We start from the raw sequence: 18,392 nt of genomic DNA, 5'->3' as shown, positions 1-18,392 counted from the left end.
TCGCCCTGGACTCGATCCCCGCCATCTTCGGCATCACGACAAGTCCGTTCATCGTCTTCACCGCCAACGTGTTTGCTCTGATGGGACTGCGCCAGCTGTACTTCCTTCTCGGTGGGCTGCTCGAACGGCTCGAATACCTCAAATACGGCATCGCGGTCATCCTCGCCTTCATCGGTGTCAAGCTCGTGCTCCATGCCCTGCACACCAATGAATTGCCTTTCATCAACGGTGGCGACGGCGTGGCGTGGGCGCCGGAGATCGGAACCTGGACCTCGCTCGGAGTGATCGTCGGATCGATGGCGGTTGCCACAATCGCGAGCCTGATCAAGGCCCGCTATGACGCTCACACTCGCGGGCACACGCTGGCGGAAGAGATATCCGAGAAGGTCGAGAGCTAGAACGGGTTCACGGCTTGGTACGGTAGGTTCCGTTGCGCCACACGGCGTGACACGGCTTCGCGCATGAAGCGAGAAGGATGCGGGTCAGGTTGGGAACTGTAGGGTGCACATTCCGGTGAACGGCGCCAGCGAGATGGCCCTGCAGGGCGGACTCGCGCGCTGCCGATTCAGCGTGCGCAGCGATGTCGGCCGCGTTCGCAAGATTCAGGAAGACAGCGTCATGGCGCAGGCCCCGGTCTTTCTGGTGGCCGATGGGATGGGTGGCCACGCGCAGGGGGATGTGGCGAGCCAGACCGTCGTGCGCGTGTTTGACGAGCACATCGAACGGGACGTTCCGTCGACTCCGGAGCGCATTCTCGACGCGATCCACTCATCGAATGATGCCGTGCGCGACCTGAGCGGTACCGGCGACTACGGCGCGGCCGTGTCTGGCACGACTCTCGCCGGCGTTGCCCTCGTCGATGCGGGAGACGACGTGGGCTACCACTGGATGGCGTTCAACGTCGGGGATTCCCGCATCTACACCTGGCGTGACGGCGAACTCTCTCAGCTCAGTGTCGACCATTCCGCAGTGCAGGCAATGGTGGACGCCGGGCTCATCACGACGGAGGAGGCCGAGAAGCACCCCGAACGCAACGTGATCACCCGCGCGATCGGTGCCGACGAGTTCGTGGATGCCGATGTGTGGCTTCTCCCGGCGGCAGGCCGCCATGCCTTCCTCATCTGCTCTGACGGGCTCACGAAGGAACTGGACGAGCGAGAGATCGCTGAGGTGCTCAACTCACATCAGCAGAGCGAGACCGACCCTCGCAGCGTGGCCGACTTGCTCGTGGATGAAGCCCTCGAGCGCGGTGGGCACGACAACGTGAGCGTGGTCTTCATCGAGGCCGACTACGAGGCGTGACCCCGGTCGAAGTGTTACCCTCTAGGAATGCTGGCAGGTCGACTTCTTCTTCTGTGCCGCGACGAGACCCAACTCTGAGGCCTTCCTCGTCGCGGCGTTCAGCGTTGGCTGCTACCTATCTTTGAGGAATGCACACATGACGAACGACTCACGCATCACATCGACTCCGCACGCTGAGGTGCCCCGCACGCTGGCCGAGAAGGTGTGGGACAAGCACCTCGTGGCCAAAGGTGAGGACGGTGCGCCCGACCTCATCTACATCGACCTGCATCTGTTGCATGAGGTGACCAGCCCCCAGGCCTTCGACGGGCTGCGCCTGGCCAACCGCCCGCTACGGCGCCCCGATCTGACGATCGCCACCGAGGACCACAACACGCCCACGTTGGCCATCGACCGGCCAATCGCGGACCTCACCAGTCGCACGCAGATCGAAACCCTGCGTCGCAACTGCGACGAGTACGGCGTGCGACTGCATTCCCTCGGCGACATCGAGCAGGGCATCGTGCACGTCGTCGGCCCGCAGCTGGGACTCACCCAGCCCGGCATCACCGTGGTTTGCGGCGACTCCCACACGTCGACTCACGGCGCCTTCGGGGCGATGGCGCTCGGCATCGGCACCAGCGAGGTCGAGCATGTCATGGCCACCCAGACGCTATCGCTCAATCCCTTCAAAACCATGGCGATCACCGTCAACGGTCAGCTCCGCACCGGAGTCACGGCCAAGGACATCATCCTGGCCGTGATCGCCCGAATCGGCACCGGCGGCGGACAGGGCTACGTGCTCGAGTACCGTGGCGAAGCCATCCGTGCCCTGTCGATGGAGGGGCGCATGACGATGTGCAACATGTCCATCGAGGCCGGTGCCAGGGCCGGCATGATCGCGCCCGACCAGACCACCTATGACTACCTCAAGGGTCGCGCGCACGCTCCCCGAGGAGCCGACTGGGACGCTGCCGTCGCGGACTGGAACACCCTCGCCACGGACGCCGGTGCCCACTTCGACGCCGAGGTCGTCATCGATGCCGCCGAACTCGAACCCTTCGTGACCTGGGGAACGAACCCCGGACAGGGCGTATCGCTGAGCGGCTCGGTGCCTGACCCCGCCAGCATCGACGACGCCAATGAACGTTCGGCGGCCGAGCGCGCGCTGGAGTACATGGATCTCGCCGCCGGAACCGCCATGAAGGACATCCACGTCGACACGGTCTTCCTGGGTTCGTGCACCAACAGTCGTGTCGAAGATCTGCGAGCCGCGGCCGAGGTGCTCCAGGGACACACGATCGCCGACGGCGTACGTATGCTCGTGGTTCCCGGATCCGCACGGGTGCGCATCGAAGCGGAGGCCGAAGGCCTCGACAAGATCTTCCTCGACTTCGGCGCCGAGTGGCGCTTCGCCGGCTGCTCCATGTGCCTCGGCATGAACCCGGACCAGCTGGCGCCGGGGGAGCGCTGCGCCTCAACCAGCAACCGCAACTTCGAAGGCCGGCAGGGCAAGGGCGGGCGCACCCACCTCGTATCGCCGCTCGTCGCCGCCGCGACAGCCATTCGTGGCACACTCTCGAGTCCCTGGGACCTCGCGCAGGATGGAGACAAGTAATCATGGAAAAGTTCACCACCGTCACAGGCGTCGCGGTACCGCTTCGCCGGTCCAATGTCGACACCGATGCCATCATCCCGGCCGTCTACCTCAAGCGGGTCACCCGCACCGGATTCGAGGATGCGCTGTTCGCGGCCTGGCGCGCGGACCCCGAATTCGTGCTCAATAAGAAGGATTATCAGAACGCGCGAGTACTCGTGGCCGGTCCCGATTTCGGGATCGGCTCGTCGCGCGAGCACGCCGTGTGGGCGCTTCGGGACTACGGATTCGACGTTGTGCTGAGCCCGCGATTTGGGGACATCTTTCGTGGAAATGCCGGTAAGCAGGGTTTTCTGGCTGCCCAGATCACCGAGGCCGATGCCGAGACCCTGTGGAACCTGATCGAGGCGGCTCCGGGGATTGAACTCACGGTTGACCTCGTCTCGAAAACGGTGCGTGTCGGCGATCTCACAGTCTCGTTTGTGATCGATGATTACACTAGATGGCGGCTGCTCGAAGGTCTCGACGATATCGGGCTGACCCTGCGCGACGAAGCGCGAATTGCAGAATTCGAATCGAAGCGGGAGGCGTGGCTGCCCCGCACTCTCCCCGCACTCTCTCCACAAGGCAGGTAATTCTTGAGCACCCTCACTAACGATGCACAGCAGACGTCCGGCGACCAGAATCGCGGTAGCGACCAGAATCCCGGTAGTGCCCAGAACCGTGGAAGTGCCCAGAACCACGGCGCCGCTGTGGGGCTGACGGCGGACAAGATCACGATTCGTGGCGGCATCCCCCTCGTGGGCCGCATCGAGGTCAAGGGTGCCAAGAACCTCGTCACGAAGGCGATGGTCGCCGCCCTGCTCGGGGAGACCCCGAGCCTGCTCCAGGACGTGCCGAACATCAGTGATGTGCGGATCGTACGCGGTCTGTTGGAGGTACACGGGGTCAAGGTCACCGAGGGCGACGAGCCCGGCGACCTGATCCTCGACCCGGTCGGTGTGGAGAGTGCGCACTTCGCCGCAATCGACGCGCACGCGGGCTCCTCGCGCATCCCGATCCTGTTCTGCGGTCCGTTGCTGCACCGCCTCGGCGAAGCCTTCATCCCCGACCTCGGCGGATGCCGCATCGGCGATCGGCCGATCGACTTCCACCTCGATGTGCTTCGTAAGTTCGGCGCCGTCGTGGAAAAGCAGCCCAACGGCATCCGGATGTCCGCGCCCAACGGCCTCAAGGGCACCAAGGTCGAGCTTCCCTACCCGAGCGTCGGCGCCACGGAGCAGGTACTGCTGACGGCCGTCCGCGCCGAGGGCATCACCGAGCTCAAGGGTGCGGCGATTGAGCCCGAGATCATGGATCTCATCAACATCCTGCAGAAGATGGGCGCGATCATCACGGTCGACACCGATCGGGTGATCCGAATCGAAGGCGTCGAACGCCTCGAGGGCTACCGCCATCGCGCGCTCTTCGACCGCAATGAGGCCGCCAGCTGGGCCGCCGCGGCCCTCGCCACCGACGGCGATATCTTCGTCGGCGGCGCACGCCAGTCGGAGATGCTCACGTTCCTCAACGTGTTCCGCAAGGTCGGCGGCGCATTCGAGATCCACGATGACGGCATCCGCTTCTACCACCCGGGCGGAGTGCTCAAGCCCGTGATCATCGAAACGGATGTACACCCCGGTTTCATGACGGACTGGCAGCAGCCGCTCGTGATCGCCCTCACCAAGGCGCACGGAACATCGATCGTGCACGAGACGGTGTACGAGCAGCGCTTCGGGTTCGTTGACGCTCTCGTCGAGATGGGCGCGACGATTCAGATCCATCGCGAATGCCTCGGCGGTCACCCGTGCCGCTTCGGCCAGCGCAACTTCAACCACTCTGCCGTCATCACCGGCCCGACCAAGCTGCACGGGGCGGACATCGTCGTTCCCGACCTGCGCGGCGGCTTCAGCCACCTGATTGCAGCGTTGAGCGCCGATGGCGCATCGACCGTCAGCAACGTAGGAATCATCAGCCGTGGTTACGAGAATTTCATCACCAAGCTGCGGCTTTTGGGGGCGGACTTCGATCTCGAAGGATAATAGGGCTGTGCCAGACCAGAAAACTCCAGAACAGTCAGCCCATCCAGCGAAGCGTCCGCGATCGGAGAAGAGCCGTCCATCGGCCTTCTGGATTCTCGCTGCGCTGTTGTTGCCCGCGATGAATCTGGCCGCTCGGTTCACGATCATCGATGCCGACAAGTTCCCTCGCACGGGGGCATTTGTGCTCGCACCGAACCACTACAGCGAGATCGACCCCGTGGTCATGGGGGTTGTGTCCTGGAAGCTCGGTCGTCTGCCGCGATTCCTGGCGAAGGCATCCGTTTTTCAGATTCCCGTTGTGGGTGGAATCCTGCGCCGCTCCGGTCAGATTCCCGTGCAGCGTGGCGGTTCGGTCCGTGGCAGCGGGCCGGTTCAGGCCGCCCAGCTGCTGGTGGAACGTGGGCAGATGGTCGTCGTCTACCCGGAGGCACGCTCACCCGCGACCCCGACATGTGGCCGATGCGCGGCAAAACCGGCGCGGTGCGCATTGCCCTCGAGCAGGACATCCCCATTGTGCCTGCGGCCCACTGGGGCACCCAGGACCTGATGAAGCGCTACTCAAAAAAGATCAGCCTGTTTCCCCGCAAGAATATCTCGGTGAAGATCGGCGATCCGGTCGACCTGAGCGCGTTCCGCGGACGAAGCCTCGACACGGCGACGCTCAACGAGGCCACCGCTGTGGTGATGGAAGCGATCACGAGACTGCTCGAAGACCTGCGGGCCGAGAAGGCGCCGGTCACACGCTGGAACCCGGCCGAACACAATCAGAAAGAGACCGGCCGTTTTGAAGCCTAAGATCACACCCGGCACCCGCGTAGCAGTCCTCGGAGCTGGTAGTTGGGGAACCACCTTTGCCAAAATCCTGGTCGACGGCGGAGCGGATGTCGTGCTCTGGGCCCGTCGGCCCGAACTGGCCCGGGAGATTTCGGAGGGCCGCCGCAACAGCGACTACCTTCCCGGGGTCAACCTGCCCGTCGGTCTGCGCGCGACATCACGGCTCGATCTGGCACTCGCCGGTGCCGAGTACGTGTTCGTCTCGGTGCCGAGCCAGTCGTTGCGCGAGAACCTCATCGCGGCTGAACCCTATTTGGCGCCGAACGTCACTGTCGTGTCCCTCATGAAGGGGGTCGAGCGTTCGACCGGCATGCGGATGAGCACCGTCATCGAGCAGGTGCTGCCCATCGCACCCGAACGCATCGCAGCGATTTCCGGGCCGAACCTGGCCCTCGAAATCGCCAAGGAACAACCGACCGGCGCCGTCGTGTCGTCGATCAGCCTCGAAACCGCTCAGGCCGTGGCCAAACTCGCCACCAATAAGTATTTCCGGTCCTATGTCAACACCGACGTGATTGGCACCGAATTCGGCGGCGTGCTGAAGAACCTCATCGCTGTGGCGATCGGCATCGTGGACGGCGTGGGCTTCGGCGAAAACACGAAGGCGTCGATTATCACCCGCGGTCTCGTCGAGATGACCGACTTCGCCGTGGCATATGGGGCTCATCCCGAGACCCTCGCCGGTTTGGCCGGCCTGGGCGACCTGATCGCCACCTGCCAGTCACCGCTGTCGCGCAACAACACGGCCGGGCGCCTGCTCGGCCAGGGCTACAGCATCAACGACGTGGTGAAGCAGATGCAGCAGACCACGGAAGGCCTCGCCTCCGTCAAGCCCATTCTCGAGCTCGCCCGTGCCAAGGGCGTTGCCATGCCGATTGTCGAACAGGTCCGCCAGGTGCTCGACGGCACGCTGAATCCGCGGGATATCGCCCCGCACCTCACCACCGACTCCAGCGAACCGCAGGGCGAAAGGACGATTGACGATGGACAAGCTCACGGTAGTGCTGCTCTTTGGGGGGCGTTCAAGCGAACATTCGATCAGTTGCGCAACGGCGGGCGGAGTTCTCGGAGCGATTGACCGCGAGCGCTACAACGTCATTCCGGTGGGCATCACGCGCACCGGGGCGTACGTGCTCGAAGACGACGACCCGTCGAAGTTCGCCCTCGATGCGACCGCTCTGCCTGCGGTCGTCGACAACGGCACACGGGTGCGCTGGCCGGACAGCGCGGACAGCCGCGAACTCACGGTGACGGATGCCCACGGCACTCGCTCCCTGGGGTCGGCCGACCTGGTCTTTCCCATCCTTCATGGGCCCTTCGGCGAAGACGGCACCATTCAGGGCATGCTCGACCTGATCGGACTGCCCTACGTGGGATCGGGCGTGCTCGCGTCGTCCCTCGGAATGGACAAGCACTTTACCAAGACCGTGTTCCAGCAGGCTTCACTTCCGGTCGCGCCCTGGCGCACGATCACCGCAGATGACTGGGCTGAGGCACCGGGAATGGCCTACGCGGCCCTCGAAGAACTCGGTGTGCCCGTGTTCGTGAAACCTGCTCGGGCCGGCTCCAGCGTGGGTGTCAGCAAGGTGTCCACGGTCGATCAACTTGCCGAGGCCATGGCGGTGGCCCTCGCCGAAGACAGCAAGGTGCTCATCGAGGCAGGTCTGAGCGGCCGTGAACTTGAGGTCGCCGTTCTGCAGGGGCGCCCGGGGGAGCCGCGCGGGCATCCGTGGCCGGGGAAGTTATGGTGACGGGCCGGGAGTTCTACGACTTCGAGGCCAAGTACCTGGGGGCGCCCGGCATCGACCTGGTGTGCCCCGCTGTGCTCGATGAGGCGCAGCTCGCTGTCATGCAGAACCTGGCACTGCGTGCTTTCGATGCGATCGGCGGCGCCGGACTGGCTCGCGTGGATTTCTTCCTGACCGCCCAGGGCTGGGTGATCAATGAGATCAATACCATGCCCGGGTTCACGCCCATTTCGATGTTCCCCAGCTGTTGGCTCGCGAGCGGGTTTAGCTACCCGGAGCTCATTGACGAACTCATCGCCGTGGCGATCGCGCACTCCCGCCACGGTTCCTGACCGGCCGGCTCCGCCCCGCGGGGACGATCAGAGCGAGGGGGCCTCGGTGGGCAGGGGCACGTCCTCAACGCCGAGGCACGCTGATGTTGCGGGCACTCCCGACACCGCGCTGGCGAGGTCGACGAGGGCCGTGGTGCCGCTGACCTTCTCTGAGTCGATCACGATCTCGATCGCGGGGTCCCGGCCGTAGGTCGTGTAGCGGTATCGCGGGGCATCCGCATCGTCTTCGATCCAGTCGATGCCGTTGACGTTCAGGCAGGGGAGCGTCGTGGGTCCCGGCACGGTCACGCCACAGTGCATGAGCACCGCGGCCGGGTCACCCCACGCTCCCGTCGCCTGCGCATTCGTCTCGCGTGCCGGCTGGTCAGCAACGGATGCGGGAAGGTGCACGACCACATCGGCGCAGGCCGGGTTGATTGCATCGGCCGCCGGTTCGAGCGGAACGGCGGCGGCGCATCCGGTGAGCAGGAGCGCGGAGAGGAGAAGTGAAGCGGCGGCGCCGGAGCGCAGGGCCAGGGATCGGGGAATCATCACGTTCAGGCTACCGTTTGAAGCATGAAGACTCCTGCTGATGCGAACGCCCGTTCCCCCGAAACGCTCCATGATGTGAGTGAGATCGCGGTTCTCGAGCGCATCTTCCCGCGTCTTCCCGCCGCGTCGGCCCAGCTGCTCGGTCCCGGCGACGATGCCGCAGTCGTATCGGCACCGGACGGCCGATTCGTGGTGACGACCGACATGATGATCCAGGGACCGGACTTTCGACTCGCCTGGTCCACTCCGCACGACCTGGGGTGGAAAGCCGCGGCGACGAACCTGTCCGATGTCGCGGCGATGGGGGCCAGGCCCACCGCCCTGGTGGTGGCGATCGCCGCGCCGGCCTCCACACCGGTCTCGGTGCTGGAAGGCATCGCCGACGGCCTGCGCGATTGCTGTGAGGCACTGGCACCGGGGTGCGGAGTGGTCGGGGGCGATCTGTCGGCCTCGGACGCCCTGACGCTCGCTGTCACGGCCTTCGGCGACCTGGAGGGCCGCGAGCCCGTGAAGCGTTCCGGCGCTCGTGTGGGTGACGTTGTGGCGCTCGCTGGACGGCTCGGAGCGGCGGGCGTTGGCTTGGAACTCCTGTTCCGTCTGGGAGTGGATGCCGAGGGGCTGCCGGATGCGGTCCGCGCGGCAGCCCTCAAGGAGCACTATCCCGACGAAATCGCGGCCCAGTTGAGGCCTGTTCCCCCGCTGGACTGCGGCCCCGCCGCGGCCGTGGCCGGGGCCACCGCGATGCTGGATGTGTCTGACGGCCTCGCCCTCGACGCCGGGCGGATCGCTCGGGCCAGCGGCGTGGGCATCGATTTCCACTCGGACACCCTCGGTGTGCGGGTCGACGTGGCGCTGGGCGGCGGAGAGGACCATGGTCTGCTCGCGACGTTCCCGCCGCACGTGGCACTGCCCGAGGGCTTCCGTGCTCTCGGTATCGTCACGGCGGATGCGGGAACCGTGTCGGTTGACGGCGAGCCGCACACACTGGGCGGCTGGGACCCCTACCGGGGCTGGGACGGCGCCGTCGGTTAGCTGGCGTCGCCCCCTCTCTCGCGCCGTGCGGGGAATCAGGTCCGCGCGGTGCCGGCGTACCAGACCGTCGTGTCGCCGTAATCCTTACGGCGCTCGAGTTCGAGCGCGGTGCCCCAGTCCGGTTCGGGGGAGCGGGAGCTGCGCTCGACGATAACGAGGGCATCATCGGCGAGGAGCGGCGCGAGGGCCGCCAGGTTGGCGGTGAGTTCCGTTTCGCCGAGATCGTAGGGCGGGTCGATGAATACCACGTCGAATCCGTCGGGCGTGGTAGCGAGAAAGGACTGCACGGCCTGGGCAGTGACACGAACCTTGAGCTCGGTGCCCTTGGGAGCCGAGCGTTGCACAGCCTCCGCGTTCTTGCGGCACATTTGCGCCGCAGCGAAGGCGTTCTCCACGAGCGTGACCACGCGCGCTCCACGGCTGGCCGCCTCGAGGCCGAGGGCGCCCGACCCTGCATAAAGGTCGAGGACGCGCGTGCCGCCGAGGGCATCGCGGGCGTCGAGGGCCGAGAAGATCGCCTCTCGCACGCGGTCGCTTGTGGGGCGCGTGCCGGACTTGGGCACCGCCAGGGTGAGAGAGCCGGCAAACCCGGAAATTATTCGCGTCATGTCCGGTTAAGCCTAGTGTCGGTGGTCGCGCCTACGATTGAGGCATGACCGGTTCGAGCGACCCCGCTGACCCCGCTGACCCCGCTGACCCCGCGGACGCTGCAGATCCTGCGCACCACGCTGACCACACCCCCCGGCAGCGCCACACGCCGGCGGCCGGTACGGTGACTCTCGACACACCGTTGGTGACCGTCGTGGGACAGGCCACCGCCACGGCCCTCGGCAAGGCCTTCGGCATGGCCAACGTGGCCGACCTGCTCGGACACTACCCGCGTCGCTACGCCCAGCGCGGAGAACTCGCCCCACTGAGCCACTTGCCGCTGAACGAACATGTCACCATCGTCGCCGAGGTGCTCTCGTCGTCTCAGAGTCCTATGAAGGGCCGGCCTGGCTGGATTGTCTCTGCGAAGATCTCGGACGGCCGGGGTATCCTCGCGCTCACGTTTTTCGGTAAAAGGCGCATGGACTGGCGGCTCGCCGACCTCCGGCCCGGTGTGCGCGGCATCTTTGCCGGGCGCGTGACCAACTACAAGGGCACGCTCCAGCTCGCGCACCCCGACTACCGCACCTTCGAGGCCGAACTCGAGGCCGCAGAGGCGGCAGAGGCGGATCCCAAGGCCAAGAAGATGCTGCGCGAAGTCGTTCCGATCTACTCCGCTACGGCGAGCGTCTCGAGCATGACGATCGAGGCATCCGTGGACCTCGCCTTGCAGGGCCTCGCGGAGGTGCCAGACCCCGTGCCCGTGGAGCTGCGTGTGGAGCAAGGGCTGCTGGCCCACCGCGACGCCCTCGTGCTGGTTCACCATCCCGAAACCAACGAGCACTGGCGAGCGGCCCAGGACACCCTCCGCTTCACTGAAGCCTGGATACTTCAGGCGGCACTGGCTCAGAAACACACCCTGGCCAGGGAACAGCACACGACGCCGAGGGTGCCCGCTCCGGGCGGATTCCTCGAACGCTTCGACGCCGCGCTGCCTTTCGTGCTCACCCTTGACCAGGAGATCACCGCGGCCGAAATCGCCTTCGACATTTCAGAACCCATCCCCATGAACCGGCTCCTGCAGGGCGAGGTGGGTTCCGGAAAGACCGTCGTGGCCGTGCGAGCCATGTTGGCCGTGGCCGACAGCGGAGGACAGGCCGCACTGCTCGCCCCGACGGAAGTTCTCGCCGGCCAGCACCTGCGCTCGATCGTGACCATGCTCGGTCCCGACCTTGCGGCGGAACTCATGCCCACCCTCCTCACCGGCAAGCTTCCCGCGGCAGAGAAACGGAAGGCGCTGCTGCGCGTCGTTTCGGGGCAGTCCCGCATCGTGATCGGCACGCACGCCCTGCTGAGCGACAACGTGACCTTCTTCGACCTCGGGCTCATCGTGATCGACGAACAACACAGGTTCGGCGTCGACCAGCGGGAAACCCTGCGGCTCAAGGGCGACCTTCCCCCGCACGTCCTCGTGCTCACCGCGACTCCCATTCCGCGCACCATCGCCATGACGGTGTTCGGCGACCTGAGCGTGAGCACAATCAAGATTCTGCCGAGCGGGCGGCAGCCCATCCAGACGGTCGTTGTTCCGCTGGACGAACACCCGGAATGGTTCTGGGACGTCTGGAAGCGGCTCGCCGTTGAGCTCGCGCTCGGTCGGCAGGGCTTTGTCGTGTGCCCCGCGATCGCGCCCAAGGAGCCAGAGGAGGAGGAAGCCGGTGCCGCGCCTGCTCCGCCAGCGGAAACCAACGCAAAGCCCCTCATCGATGTCGAAACGACTCTGGCCAACCTGCGCCAGCTGCCCGGTCTTTCGACCTATCGCCTGGAGGCCCTGCATGGGCGCATGACGAGCGAGGAGAAAGACCTGACCATGCGCGCCTTTGCCGCCGGGGAGATCGATGTGCTCGTGGCGACGACCGTCATCGAGGTGGGTGTGGACGTGCCGAACGCCTCCGCAATGGTCGTTTTGGACGCCGACAGATTCGGCGTCTCCCAGCTGCATCAGTTGCGCGGCCGGGTTGGCAGGGGCGGCGTTCCCGGGCTCTGCGTGCTCGTGACCAACGCGGCACTCGGCTCCACCTCGCGTGAGCGGATTGATGCCGTGCAGGGCACTCTCGACGGCTTTGTACTGGCCGATCTCGACTTGCGGCTGCGGCAAGAGGGGGATGTGCTCGGCGATACGCAATCCGGCGGTTTGTCGTCCCTGCGGCTGTTGCGGGTCGCCGTCGATGGCGAGATCATCGCATCGGCACGTGCCGCGGCGTTTTCCCTCGTGACCGGCGACCCGGGCCTGCGCACCGAGCCAGCCCTGCGCGACGCTGTTCGTCGACGGCTGGACGAGTCCGAACGCACCTGGCTGAGCAAAAGCTGAGTGCCAGGCCCTCGGGCGATGCGGGTGCTTACCGGGACGGGCGGAGGACGCTAGGGTGTTTGTATGCGCAGGATCGCCGTCGTACCTGGTTCATTTGACCCCGTAACCCTTGGTCACCTGGATGTGATCGATCGTGCCGCCGGCCTGTTCGATGAGCTTCACGTGCTCGTGGTGCACAATCCCGACAAATCTGCCCTGCTCCCGATCAGTCAGCGCGTCTCGCTGCTGGAGCGTGCGATCGCAGAGGCCGGCCTGCCGACCAACATCAGTGTGGCCTCCTGGAGCGTCGGCTTGCTCGTGGACTACTGCATGGATGTGGGAGCCAGCGTTCTTGTCAAGGGCGTGAGGTCGCAACTGGACGTCGCCTACGAAACCCCGATGGCGATCGTCAATCGCAATCTTGCCGCGGTGGAAACCGTCTTCCTGTTGCCGAACCCGGCTAATGCGCATGTGTCGAGTTCTCTCGTTCGCCAGGTCGCCGCCCTGGGCGGAGATGTGTCGCCGTACGTTCCTCGGGTCGTGTCCGACTACCTGCAAAAAGCCACGGTATGACCCCTTCCTCCGCTCGGTCACCCATCCCGCTCGTTCCCGTTTCGGTTGCGAAAATCGGAGTGGGTCACGCTCGTGAGGACGACATTCTGGGCACGGACGAACCTGCGCTCTCCCTGGCGGAGGTGCAGGCTGCCGGACGCGCAATCGTGGCGAACGTCGAAAGAGTCATCGATGGCAAACACTCTGCTGTATTCACCGCGTTGACGGTGTTATTGGCGGAGGGTCACCTCCTGATCGAGGACGTGCCCGGCGTCGGTAAGACAATGCTCGCCAAAGCCTTGGCGCGGTCTGTCGACTCAACGGTCAGTCGGATTCAGTTCACGCCCGACCTGCTGCCCTCCGATGTGACCGGCGTTGCCGTGTTCAATCAGGCGGAGCACCGCTTCGAGTTCAAACCGGGGCCGGTGTTCGCCAACATCGTCATCGGTGACGAAATCAACCGGGCCAGTCCGAAGACGCAATCAGCGCTGCTCGAGTGCATGGAAGAGCGTCAGGTCACCGTCGACGGCACCACGTACCCGCTCGCCCGTCCCTTCACCGTGATGGCCACGCAGAACCCGATCGAGATGGAGGCACATACGCCCTGCCCGAGGCGCAGAGAGACCGCTTCATGGCTCGCATTTCCATGGGGTACCCCGACACAGAGTCCGAGCTTGCCATGCTCGATTCCCGGGACACCGACAGCCCCCTGTCCAGGATCGTCGCGGTTGTCTCCGGCGAGGAACTCACCAATATGATGCAGGCCGCACGCGGTGTTTTCGTATCCGCTGCGGTGAAGGAATACGCCGTCACCATCGTGCGGGCCACCCGCGATGATCGAGACCTTCGGCTGGGCGCGAGTCCTCGGGCCACCCTGCAGCTCATCAGGGCGGCGAAGGCGCAAGCGGCGCTGTTCGGGCGAGAGTATGTGCTGCCCGATGACATCGATTCGCTCGCCGTTTCCGTTCTCGGGCACCGCCTTGTTCCCACCAGCCGGGCACTGGGCCACCACCACCAGGACAGCGGACCGCTCATCGAAGAGGTTATCCGTCGAATTCTCGCAGCGACCGCGGTGCCTGTCGGTCCGGCATCGCTCGGTACGCCGGGTCGCGCCTGACGAGAGCAGACCATGCGCCGAATCGTGCTCCCGCCCTCGGCCGCTCGGCTGACCCGTCGCGGCTGGATCTTCGCGGTTGTGGGCACCGTGATGATGGTCCTCGCCTTCTGGGGCAATCAGACCGATCTGTTCTTCATCGGATGTCTGCTGGCCGTCGCTCCTCTGGTGGCTCTGGGCTACACGGTCATTCGTCCGGGAGAAGTCGAGGTGGTGAGATCATTCCGGCCTCCGATCGTGGCGGCCGGCCACGAAGCCCTCGTCGTGCTCGACCTGCGCAATCAGTCGATGCGCCCGCTCGATGGTGTGTCGTGGCGAGATCCGAGCACGCTGGATATGGGGGCTGGCAAGCCGCGCGCGCTCGGGCTTCCCGCTTTGGACCGTTATCGGTCGGGGCCGCCGACCGGCCCTGATTGTGTGCGTCTCGAATACACTGTGAAACCCCGCACTCGCGGCGTCTTCGCGGTCGGGCCGGTCAGCATCGAGCGGACGGATCCCTTCGGCTTTGCCCGGCGCGAGCACGCGATCGGGCAGCCTCGCGACCTCATCGTCACGCCCCAGGTCACGTCGTTGCCCGATTCCGGCGGGGCAGTGGCCCGGGGTGACGGGTCCGTGCGTGATCTCGTGCGGTCAGTGAGCCCGATGTCCGATGAGCTCATCGCGCGCGAGTACCGGCCGGGAGACCCGATGCGACGGGTGAACTGGCCTGCCACGGCGCGCTACGGCGAAATCATGGTTCGGCAGGAGGAACACCAGAGCAACCCCGAGGCCCGTATCATTCTCGTCACGACCGGCCAAGGTGGAGGGCATCCGGAGGGCCGCCTCGCTTCCGCCTTCGAGCTGGCCATCGAACTCGTCGCTTCCATGGGCGTGCACCTTCTCGACGCGGGACTCAAAGTGCAGATAGTCGAAACCGGACCGAGTCAGTTGGCCCCGGGGCCCACGCAAATTCATGGCGGATTGCGCGGTGACGCACCCTTCGTGTGCCGGGCGCCCGGAGGAGAACGCGAGTTGCTGGAGGGTCTGGCGAATCTCACGCCGGTCGAGAGGACGACGACTGCGGAGGATTCAGGCAGCAGCGAAGCCGCGTATCCCGACTCCGGCGGGGGGAGCCGCCTTCCGACTTTCGCGGTGCTCTGGAACGCGTCCCCTGCGGATGCGGCCGAGCTCGCCGGCATGCGCGGACGCTGCGAACCGGCGATCGCCTTCCTGCTCGATCCCGTTACCCCCTCCGTGCGGGGCATCCTCCGGGACGCGGGCTGGTGGTGCGTTTCGCTGAATAGTTCGCGCGATATCCCCACTGTCTGGGAAGGCGCTCTGGCGCGCAGGGCAACGGGCTCCGACGATGACTGATTCGCGCACCATCGCAGCCGTTCCTCGCCCGCACGACAGGGTGGCGGGGCCCGGGGGAGAGCCTCCGGCCGCACCGCCGGCTCCCGACAGGGGAATCAGGCGCCGGTATCCGGCCGTCGCGGACTGGCCCCTCACGCTGACCCTTCTGGTGCTGCTCGCAGTTGCGTGCGGGGCGCTGAGTCCGATGTTGCGGAGTTCGTGGTGGTGGGGGATGATGGCGCTCGTCGCGGCGTTGGTGCTCCTGAGTGCCGGGCTGTTCAGCCGCATCCGTCTGCCGCGTCCGCTGGTGCCCGTCGCGTCGTTGGTCGTGCTGGTGGCCAGCCTGACGCTGTTCTTCGGTGGCGGCACCGGACTGCTCTGGTTGATCCCGACGCCGCGGACCGTGGGCGTCTTCCGAGGACTGATCACAAGTGGGGCGGAATCGATCGCGCAGCAAAGCGTTCCCGCGGAGGTTACCGCCGGTATCCTCTTCTTGCTCTCGGCCGGTGCCGGCCTGATCGCCCTGCTGATGTATATGCTGGCCGTGACGGTGCGCGCGCCGGCTCTCGCGGGAATTCCCGTGTTGGTGCCGCTGCTCGTCCCGGGTGCCATCGACCCAGGCCCGGCCAATGTGATTGTCCTGGTCGTGACGGCCAGTGTTTTTCTTGTTCTGCTCCGGGTCGATGTGAGACGCCGCCGTTCCCGTGACGCGGTCGCGAATGCCGAGGGCTCGACCGCCCGAGTCTTCGTGTCGTCCACTCGTCGCCGATCCGGGCCGATCTGGAGCACCGTCTCCGTGGGCGCGGTAGCGGTTGCGCTGACCCTCGTGATCAGCGCCGTGGCACCCGGGCTGAGCGGAACGGGCGAGGGCCGGCAGGGTGCGAACTCACTGCTTTTCGGCAGTGGCGTCAGCCCCATGATCAACCTGGGCCAGGACCTGAGACGGCCGGAGGCCGGCCCGGTGCTGCACTACACGACCACGGCCGAGCGGCGGTCGTACTTCACCCTTCTCACCCTCGATTCGCTTGTCGGGTCGACCTGGACGGCCCGGATCGACGGAGTGGAAGAGAACAACTCGGTGGGCAGCATCGCCCGTCCGCCGGGACTTGCCGACGATGTGGCAACGACCGATGCGCAGACATCCGTCGTCATGGACGGGCTGAACACGCGTTGGCTGCCGGTCCCGGCGCGCACGGTGGCGGTGGAAGGACTCACCGGGAACTGGCACTGGGATACGCGCACGCGGGCCATTGCGGGCAACAACGCATCCACACTGCACCAGAAGTACACGGCCGCATCGCTCGAGGTGCAACCCACGGCAGATCAGATGCGCTCGTCGAGCCGTGAATACCCGAGCTCGCTCGCGCGCAACCTCGAACTGCCGACGCAGGTGCCGGACATCATTGAGGGCACGGCGAGGGAAGTGACAGCGGGCACGGCGTCGGCCTATGACGCTGCGGTGGCCATTCAGGACTATCTCAATGGCAGCGGATTCGCGTACGACACCGAAGCTCCGGTGGACGAGGGTTACGACGGCGGGGGAGTCGACGTCGTGGGCGTTTTCCTGGAAAAGAAGCGCGGGTATTGCGTGCACTTTGCCTCCGCGATGGCGGCGATGTCTCGATCCCTCGGTATCCCCTCGCGAATTTCGCTCGGTTACCTGCCCGGCGTCAAGTCCCAGGATCTTGAGCAGGGCCTCGGGCAATACCTCGTGGACTCACACGATCTGCACGCCTGGCCCGAGCTGTATTTCCTGGGCGTGGGCTGGGTACCGTTCGAGCCGACGCCGGGACGGGGTACGGTGCCCAACTACGAGGCGCCGACAGCCGTCGAGGCGCCGGTCGTCGCACCGGGCCAGACCGCGGCGACGACAGCACCGCGTACAGGGCTCGATCCCCTCGCCGCAGACACCCCCGTGGCGGAGGAATCCGTCGCCGGTGCGGAAGAGACCGTCAACGTGATTGGGCGCTCAGGGCTCCTGCTCCTGGCGGTCATTCTGGTGTTGCTCGTGCCGGCCGCGGCCCGCGAGATTCAGCGCACGCGTCGTCGCCGTCGCATCCGCTCCGGCTCGTTCAACCGGCGCGCGGCGAGCCTGGCCGCCTGGACCGAGGTGGGTGACTGCGCCCTGGATCACAACGTTGCCGTGGCTGCGTCCGAGACGCCGCGAGAGTTCGCCACGCGACTCTCCGGCGTCGTGGGACACGAGTCAGCGGCGGCGCGTGCACTCGAACGGCTGCTGGTGGACGTGGAGCGTGCCCGGTTCGACCGTGCCGACCGGGGAGGCGCCGGCGAGCCTGACGGAGCCGGCGAGGATGCTGTCGGCCTCAGCGAGGTGACCGCAGCGATCCGGGCGGGGTCAACGCGGCGTGACCGGATGCTGGCGCTCGTGTGGCCGAAATCGCTCTTCCGTGGCGTCTGGACGCGGCTGAACGGACATTCGCCACGAACCGCGTAGAATGGGGCTGGTGACCAAGTTCAAAAAGACGCCGTACACGGTAGATGTACGAGACCTTATCAATCGCCCGGGCACCATGCACGAGCGTCATCTCGACATTGTCGTACCCGAAGACCTCGGTGCGGGACTTGTTGCGGTCAAAGCGGGCTCGACGCTCGCGACGGACCTGCGCCTCGAGGCCATGCACGAGGGCATCTTGGCGACCATCACAGTCGTGGGCACGGCCGCCGGCGAGTGCGGGCGATGCCTTCGCGAAATCGAATTCCGCGTCCGAGTCGAGTTTGCCGAGCTTTTCGGCTATCCTCAGGATGAAGCTTTTGAGTTTGAGATTGTCGACGACCATATCGACATTGAATCTCTCGTCAGGGACGCAGTGGTTATGTCACTGCCGTTCCAGCCACTATGTCGGCGTGACTGTGCAGGTCTTGATAGTGAGACCGGCGAGTTGCTTACCGAAGTACCGGAACTCGAACCGACAGAGGCGCGTGATCCCCGGTGGTCTGCGCTTGCGGGATTCCAAGCTTCCACAGACATCAGCACGGATGATGACATCCATGCTGAAACG

The 18,392-nt window shown here is 65.7% G+C and carries 13 protein-coding genes and 4 pseudogenes; 15 read left to right on the top strand and 2 right to left on the bottom strand.

The annotated features are described in order from the left end of the window. The 8 genes and pseudogenes from JF66_RS04875 to JF66_RS04840 form a co-directional block, all read left to right on the top strand. A pseudogene (locus JF66_RS04875) lies at positions 1 to 398 on the top strand (TerC family protein); the annotation flags it as partial. Between the two features lie 103 nt (positions 399 to 501). Next, a complete protein-coding gene (locus tag JF66_RS04870; protein ID WP_231556294.1) occupies positions 502 to 1,302 on the top strand; it encodes a PP2C family serine/threonine-protein phosphatase in 801 nt (266 codons plus the stop codon). A 136-nt stretch (positions 1,303 to 1,438) separates the two neighbouring features. Then, entirely contained in the window at positions 1,439 to 2,899 is a 1,461-nt protein-coding gene (gene leuC, locus JF66_RS04865; protein WP_197059321.1) for a 3-isopropylmalate dehydratase large subunit, read from the top strand. A 2-nt stretch (positions 2,900 to 2,901) separates the two neighbouring features. Further along, complete coding sequence (gene leuD, locus JF66_RS04860) at positions 2,902 to 3,513, top strand: 3-isopropylmalate dehydratase small subunit (RefSeq protein ID WP_035875833.1); 612 nt, start codon at positions 2,902 to 2,904, stop codon at positions 3,511 to 3,513. Between the two features lie 117 nt (positions 3,514 to 3,630). After that, positions 3,631 to 4,959: a UDP-N-acetylglucosamine 1-carboxyvinyltransferase gene (gene murA, locus JF66_RS04855; RefSeq protein ID WP_035875841.1), complete on the top strand. Its 1,329-nt coding sequence runs from the start codon at positions 3,631 to 3,633 to the stop codon at positions 4,957 to 4,959. Between the two features lie 118 nt (positions 4,960 to 5,077). Continuing rightward, a pseudogene (locus tag JF66_RS04850) lies at positions 5,078 to 5,754 on the top strand (lysophospholipid acyltransferase family protein). Then, complete coding sequence (locus JF66_RS04845) at positions 5,744 to 6,871, top strand: NAD(P)H-dependent glycerol-3-phosphate dehydrogenase (RefSeq protein ID WP_035875830.1); 1,128 nt, start codon at positions 5,744 to 5,746, stop codon at positions 6,869 to 6,871. The pseudogene JF66_RS04850 and the gene JF66_RS04845 overlap by 11 nt, the downstream one beginning before the upstream one ends. Beyond that, a pseudogene (locus JF66_RS04840) lies at positions 6,777 to 7,873 on the top strand (D-alanine--D-alanine ligase family protein). Before JF66_RS04845 ends, JF66_RS04840 begins: the two are co-directional and overlap by 95 nt. A gap of 27 nt (positions 7,874 to 7,900) precedes the next feature. Here the strand turns inward: JF66_RS04840 and JF66_RS04835 are convergent. Further along, positions 7,901 to 8,404 carry a DUF3515 family protein gene (locus JF66_RS04835; protein ID WP_035875829.1) on the bottom strand — a complete coding sequence of 168 codons (504 nt, stop codon included), beginning with the start codon at positions 8,402 to 8,404 and terminating at the stop codon, positions 7,901 to 7,903. Positions 8,405 to 8,428: 24 nt separating this feature from the next. Between JF66_RS04835 and thiL the strand changes: the two genes are divergently transcribed. Beyond that, the gene (gene thiL / locus JF66_RS04830; protein WP_035875827.1) at positions 8,429 to 9,436 is read left to right on the top strand and encodes a thiamine-phosphate kinase; all 1,008 of its coding nucleotides are present in this window, start codon (positions 8,429 to 8,431) and stop codon (positions 9,434 to 9,436) included. A gap of 35 nt (positions 9,437 to 9,471) precedes the next feature. On the opposite strand, the gene rsmD is transcribed toward thiL, so the two are convergent. Continuing rightward, entirely contained in the window at positions 9,472 to 10,044 is a 573-nt protein-coding gene (gene rsmD / locus JF66_RS04825; RefSeq protein ID WP_035875825.1) for a 16S rRNA (guanine(966)-N(2))-methyltransferase RsmD, read from the bottom strand. A 44-nt stretch (positions 10,045 to 10,088) separates the two neighbouring features. Between rsmD and JF66_RS04820 the strand changes: the two genes are divergently transcribed. From JF66_RS04820 to JF66_RS04795, 6 genes and pseudogenes are all read left to right on the top strand, one after another. Then, a complete protein-coding gene (locus JF66_RS04820) occupies positions 10,089 to 12,395 on the top strand; it encodes an ATP-dependent DNA helicase RecG (protein WP_081882150.1) in 2,307 nt (768 codons plus the stop codon). 63 nt (positions 12,396 to 12,458) lie between these two features. Next, positions 12,459 to 12,947 (top strand): pantetheine-phosphate adenylyltransferase, encoded by a 489-nt coding sequence (gene coaD / locus JF66_RS04815; RefSeq protein WP_035875821.1) that lies wholly within the window; start codon positions 12,459 to 12,461, stop codon positions 12,945 to 12,947. After that, positions 12,944 to 14,043 (top strand): annotated as a pseudogene (locus tag JF66_RS04810) (AAA family ATPase). The gene coaD and the pseudogene JF66_RS04810 overlap by 4 nt, the downstream one beginning before the upstream one ends. Before the next feature lie 12 nt (positions 14,044 to 14,055). Next, on the top strand, positions 14,056 to 15,393 hold the full coding sequence (locus JF66_RS04805) for a DUF58 domain-containing protein (protein ID WP_035875818.1): 1,338 nt from the start codon (positions 14,056 to 14,058) through the stop codon (positions 15,391 to 15,393). Continuing rightward, positions 15,386 to 17,827 carry a DUF3488 and transglutaminase-like domain-containing protein gene (locus JF66_RS04800; protein WP_081882149.1) on the top strand — a complete coding sequence of 814 codons (2,442 nt, stop codon included), beginning with the start codon at positions 15,386 to 15,388 and terminating at the stop codon, positions 17,825 to 17,827. Before JF66_RS04805 ends, JF66_RS04800 begins: the two co-directional genes overlap by 8 nt. A 10-nt stretch (positions 17,828 to 17,837) precedes the next feature. Beyond that, positions 17,838 to 18,392 (top strand): DUF177 domain-containing protein (locus tag JF66_RS04795; protein ID WP_231556293.1); only part of this gene is annotated, 555 nt, incomplete at its 3' end.

The sequence above is a fragment of the Cryobacterium sp. MLB-32 genome (genome assembly GCF_000738085.1).
Taxonomy (GTDB): Bacteria; Actinomycetota; Actinomycetes; order Actinomycetales; family Microbacteriaceae; genus Cryobacterium.
The sequence above is the reverse complement of the archived record's forward strand: the minus strand, read 5'-3'. Positions and strand labels throughout refer to the sequence as shown.

Excerpts from the sequence above, each read along its gene's own strand:
- leuC (WP_197059321.1), top strand. The coding sequence starts at position 1,439 with ATGACGAACGACTCACGCATCACATCGACTCCGCACGCTGAGGTGCCC.
- leuD (WP_035875833.1), top strand. The coding sequence starts at position 2,902 with ATGGAAAAGTTCACCACCGTCACAGGCGTCGCGGTACCGCTTCGCCGG.
- JF66_RS04800 (WP_081882149.1), top strand. The coding sequence starts at position 15,386 with ATGACTGATTCGCGCACCATCGCAGCCGTTCCTCGCCCGCACGACAGG.
- JF66_RS04835 (WP_035875829.1), bottom strand. The coding sequence starts at position 8,404 with ATGATTCCCCGATCCCTGGCCCTGCGCTCCGGCGCCGCCGCTTCACTT.
- thiL (WP_035875827.1), top strand. The coding sequence starts at position 8,429 with ATGAAGACTCCTGCTGATGCGAACGCCCGTTCCCCCGAAACGCTCCAT.
- rsmD (WP_035875825.1), bottom strand. The coding sequence starts at position 10,044 with ATGACGCGAATAATTTCCGGGTTTGCCGGCTCTCTCACCCTGGCGGTG.
- JF66_RS04820 (WP_081882150.1), top strand. The coding sequence starts at position 10,089 with ATGACCGGTTCGAGCGACCCCGCTGACCCCGCTGACCCCGCTGACCCC.
- coaD (WP_035875821.1), top strand. The coding sequence starts at position 12,459 with ATGCGCAGGATCGCCGTCGTACCTGGTTCATTTGACCCCGTAACCCTT.
- JF66_RS04805 (WP_035875818.1), top strand. The coding sequence starts at position 14,056 with ATGCGCCGAATCGTGCTCCCGCCCTCGGCCGCTCGGCTGACCCGTCGC.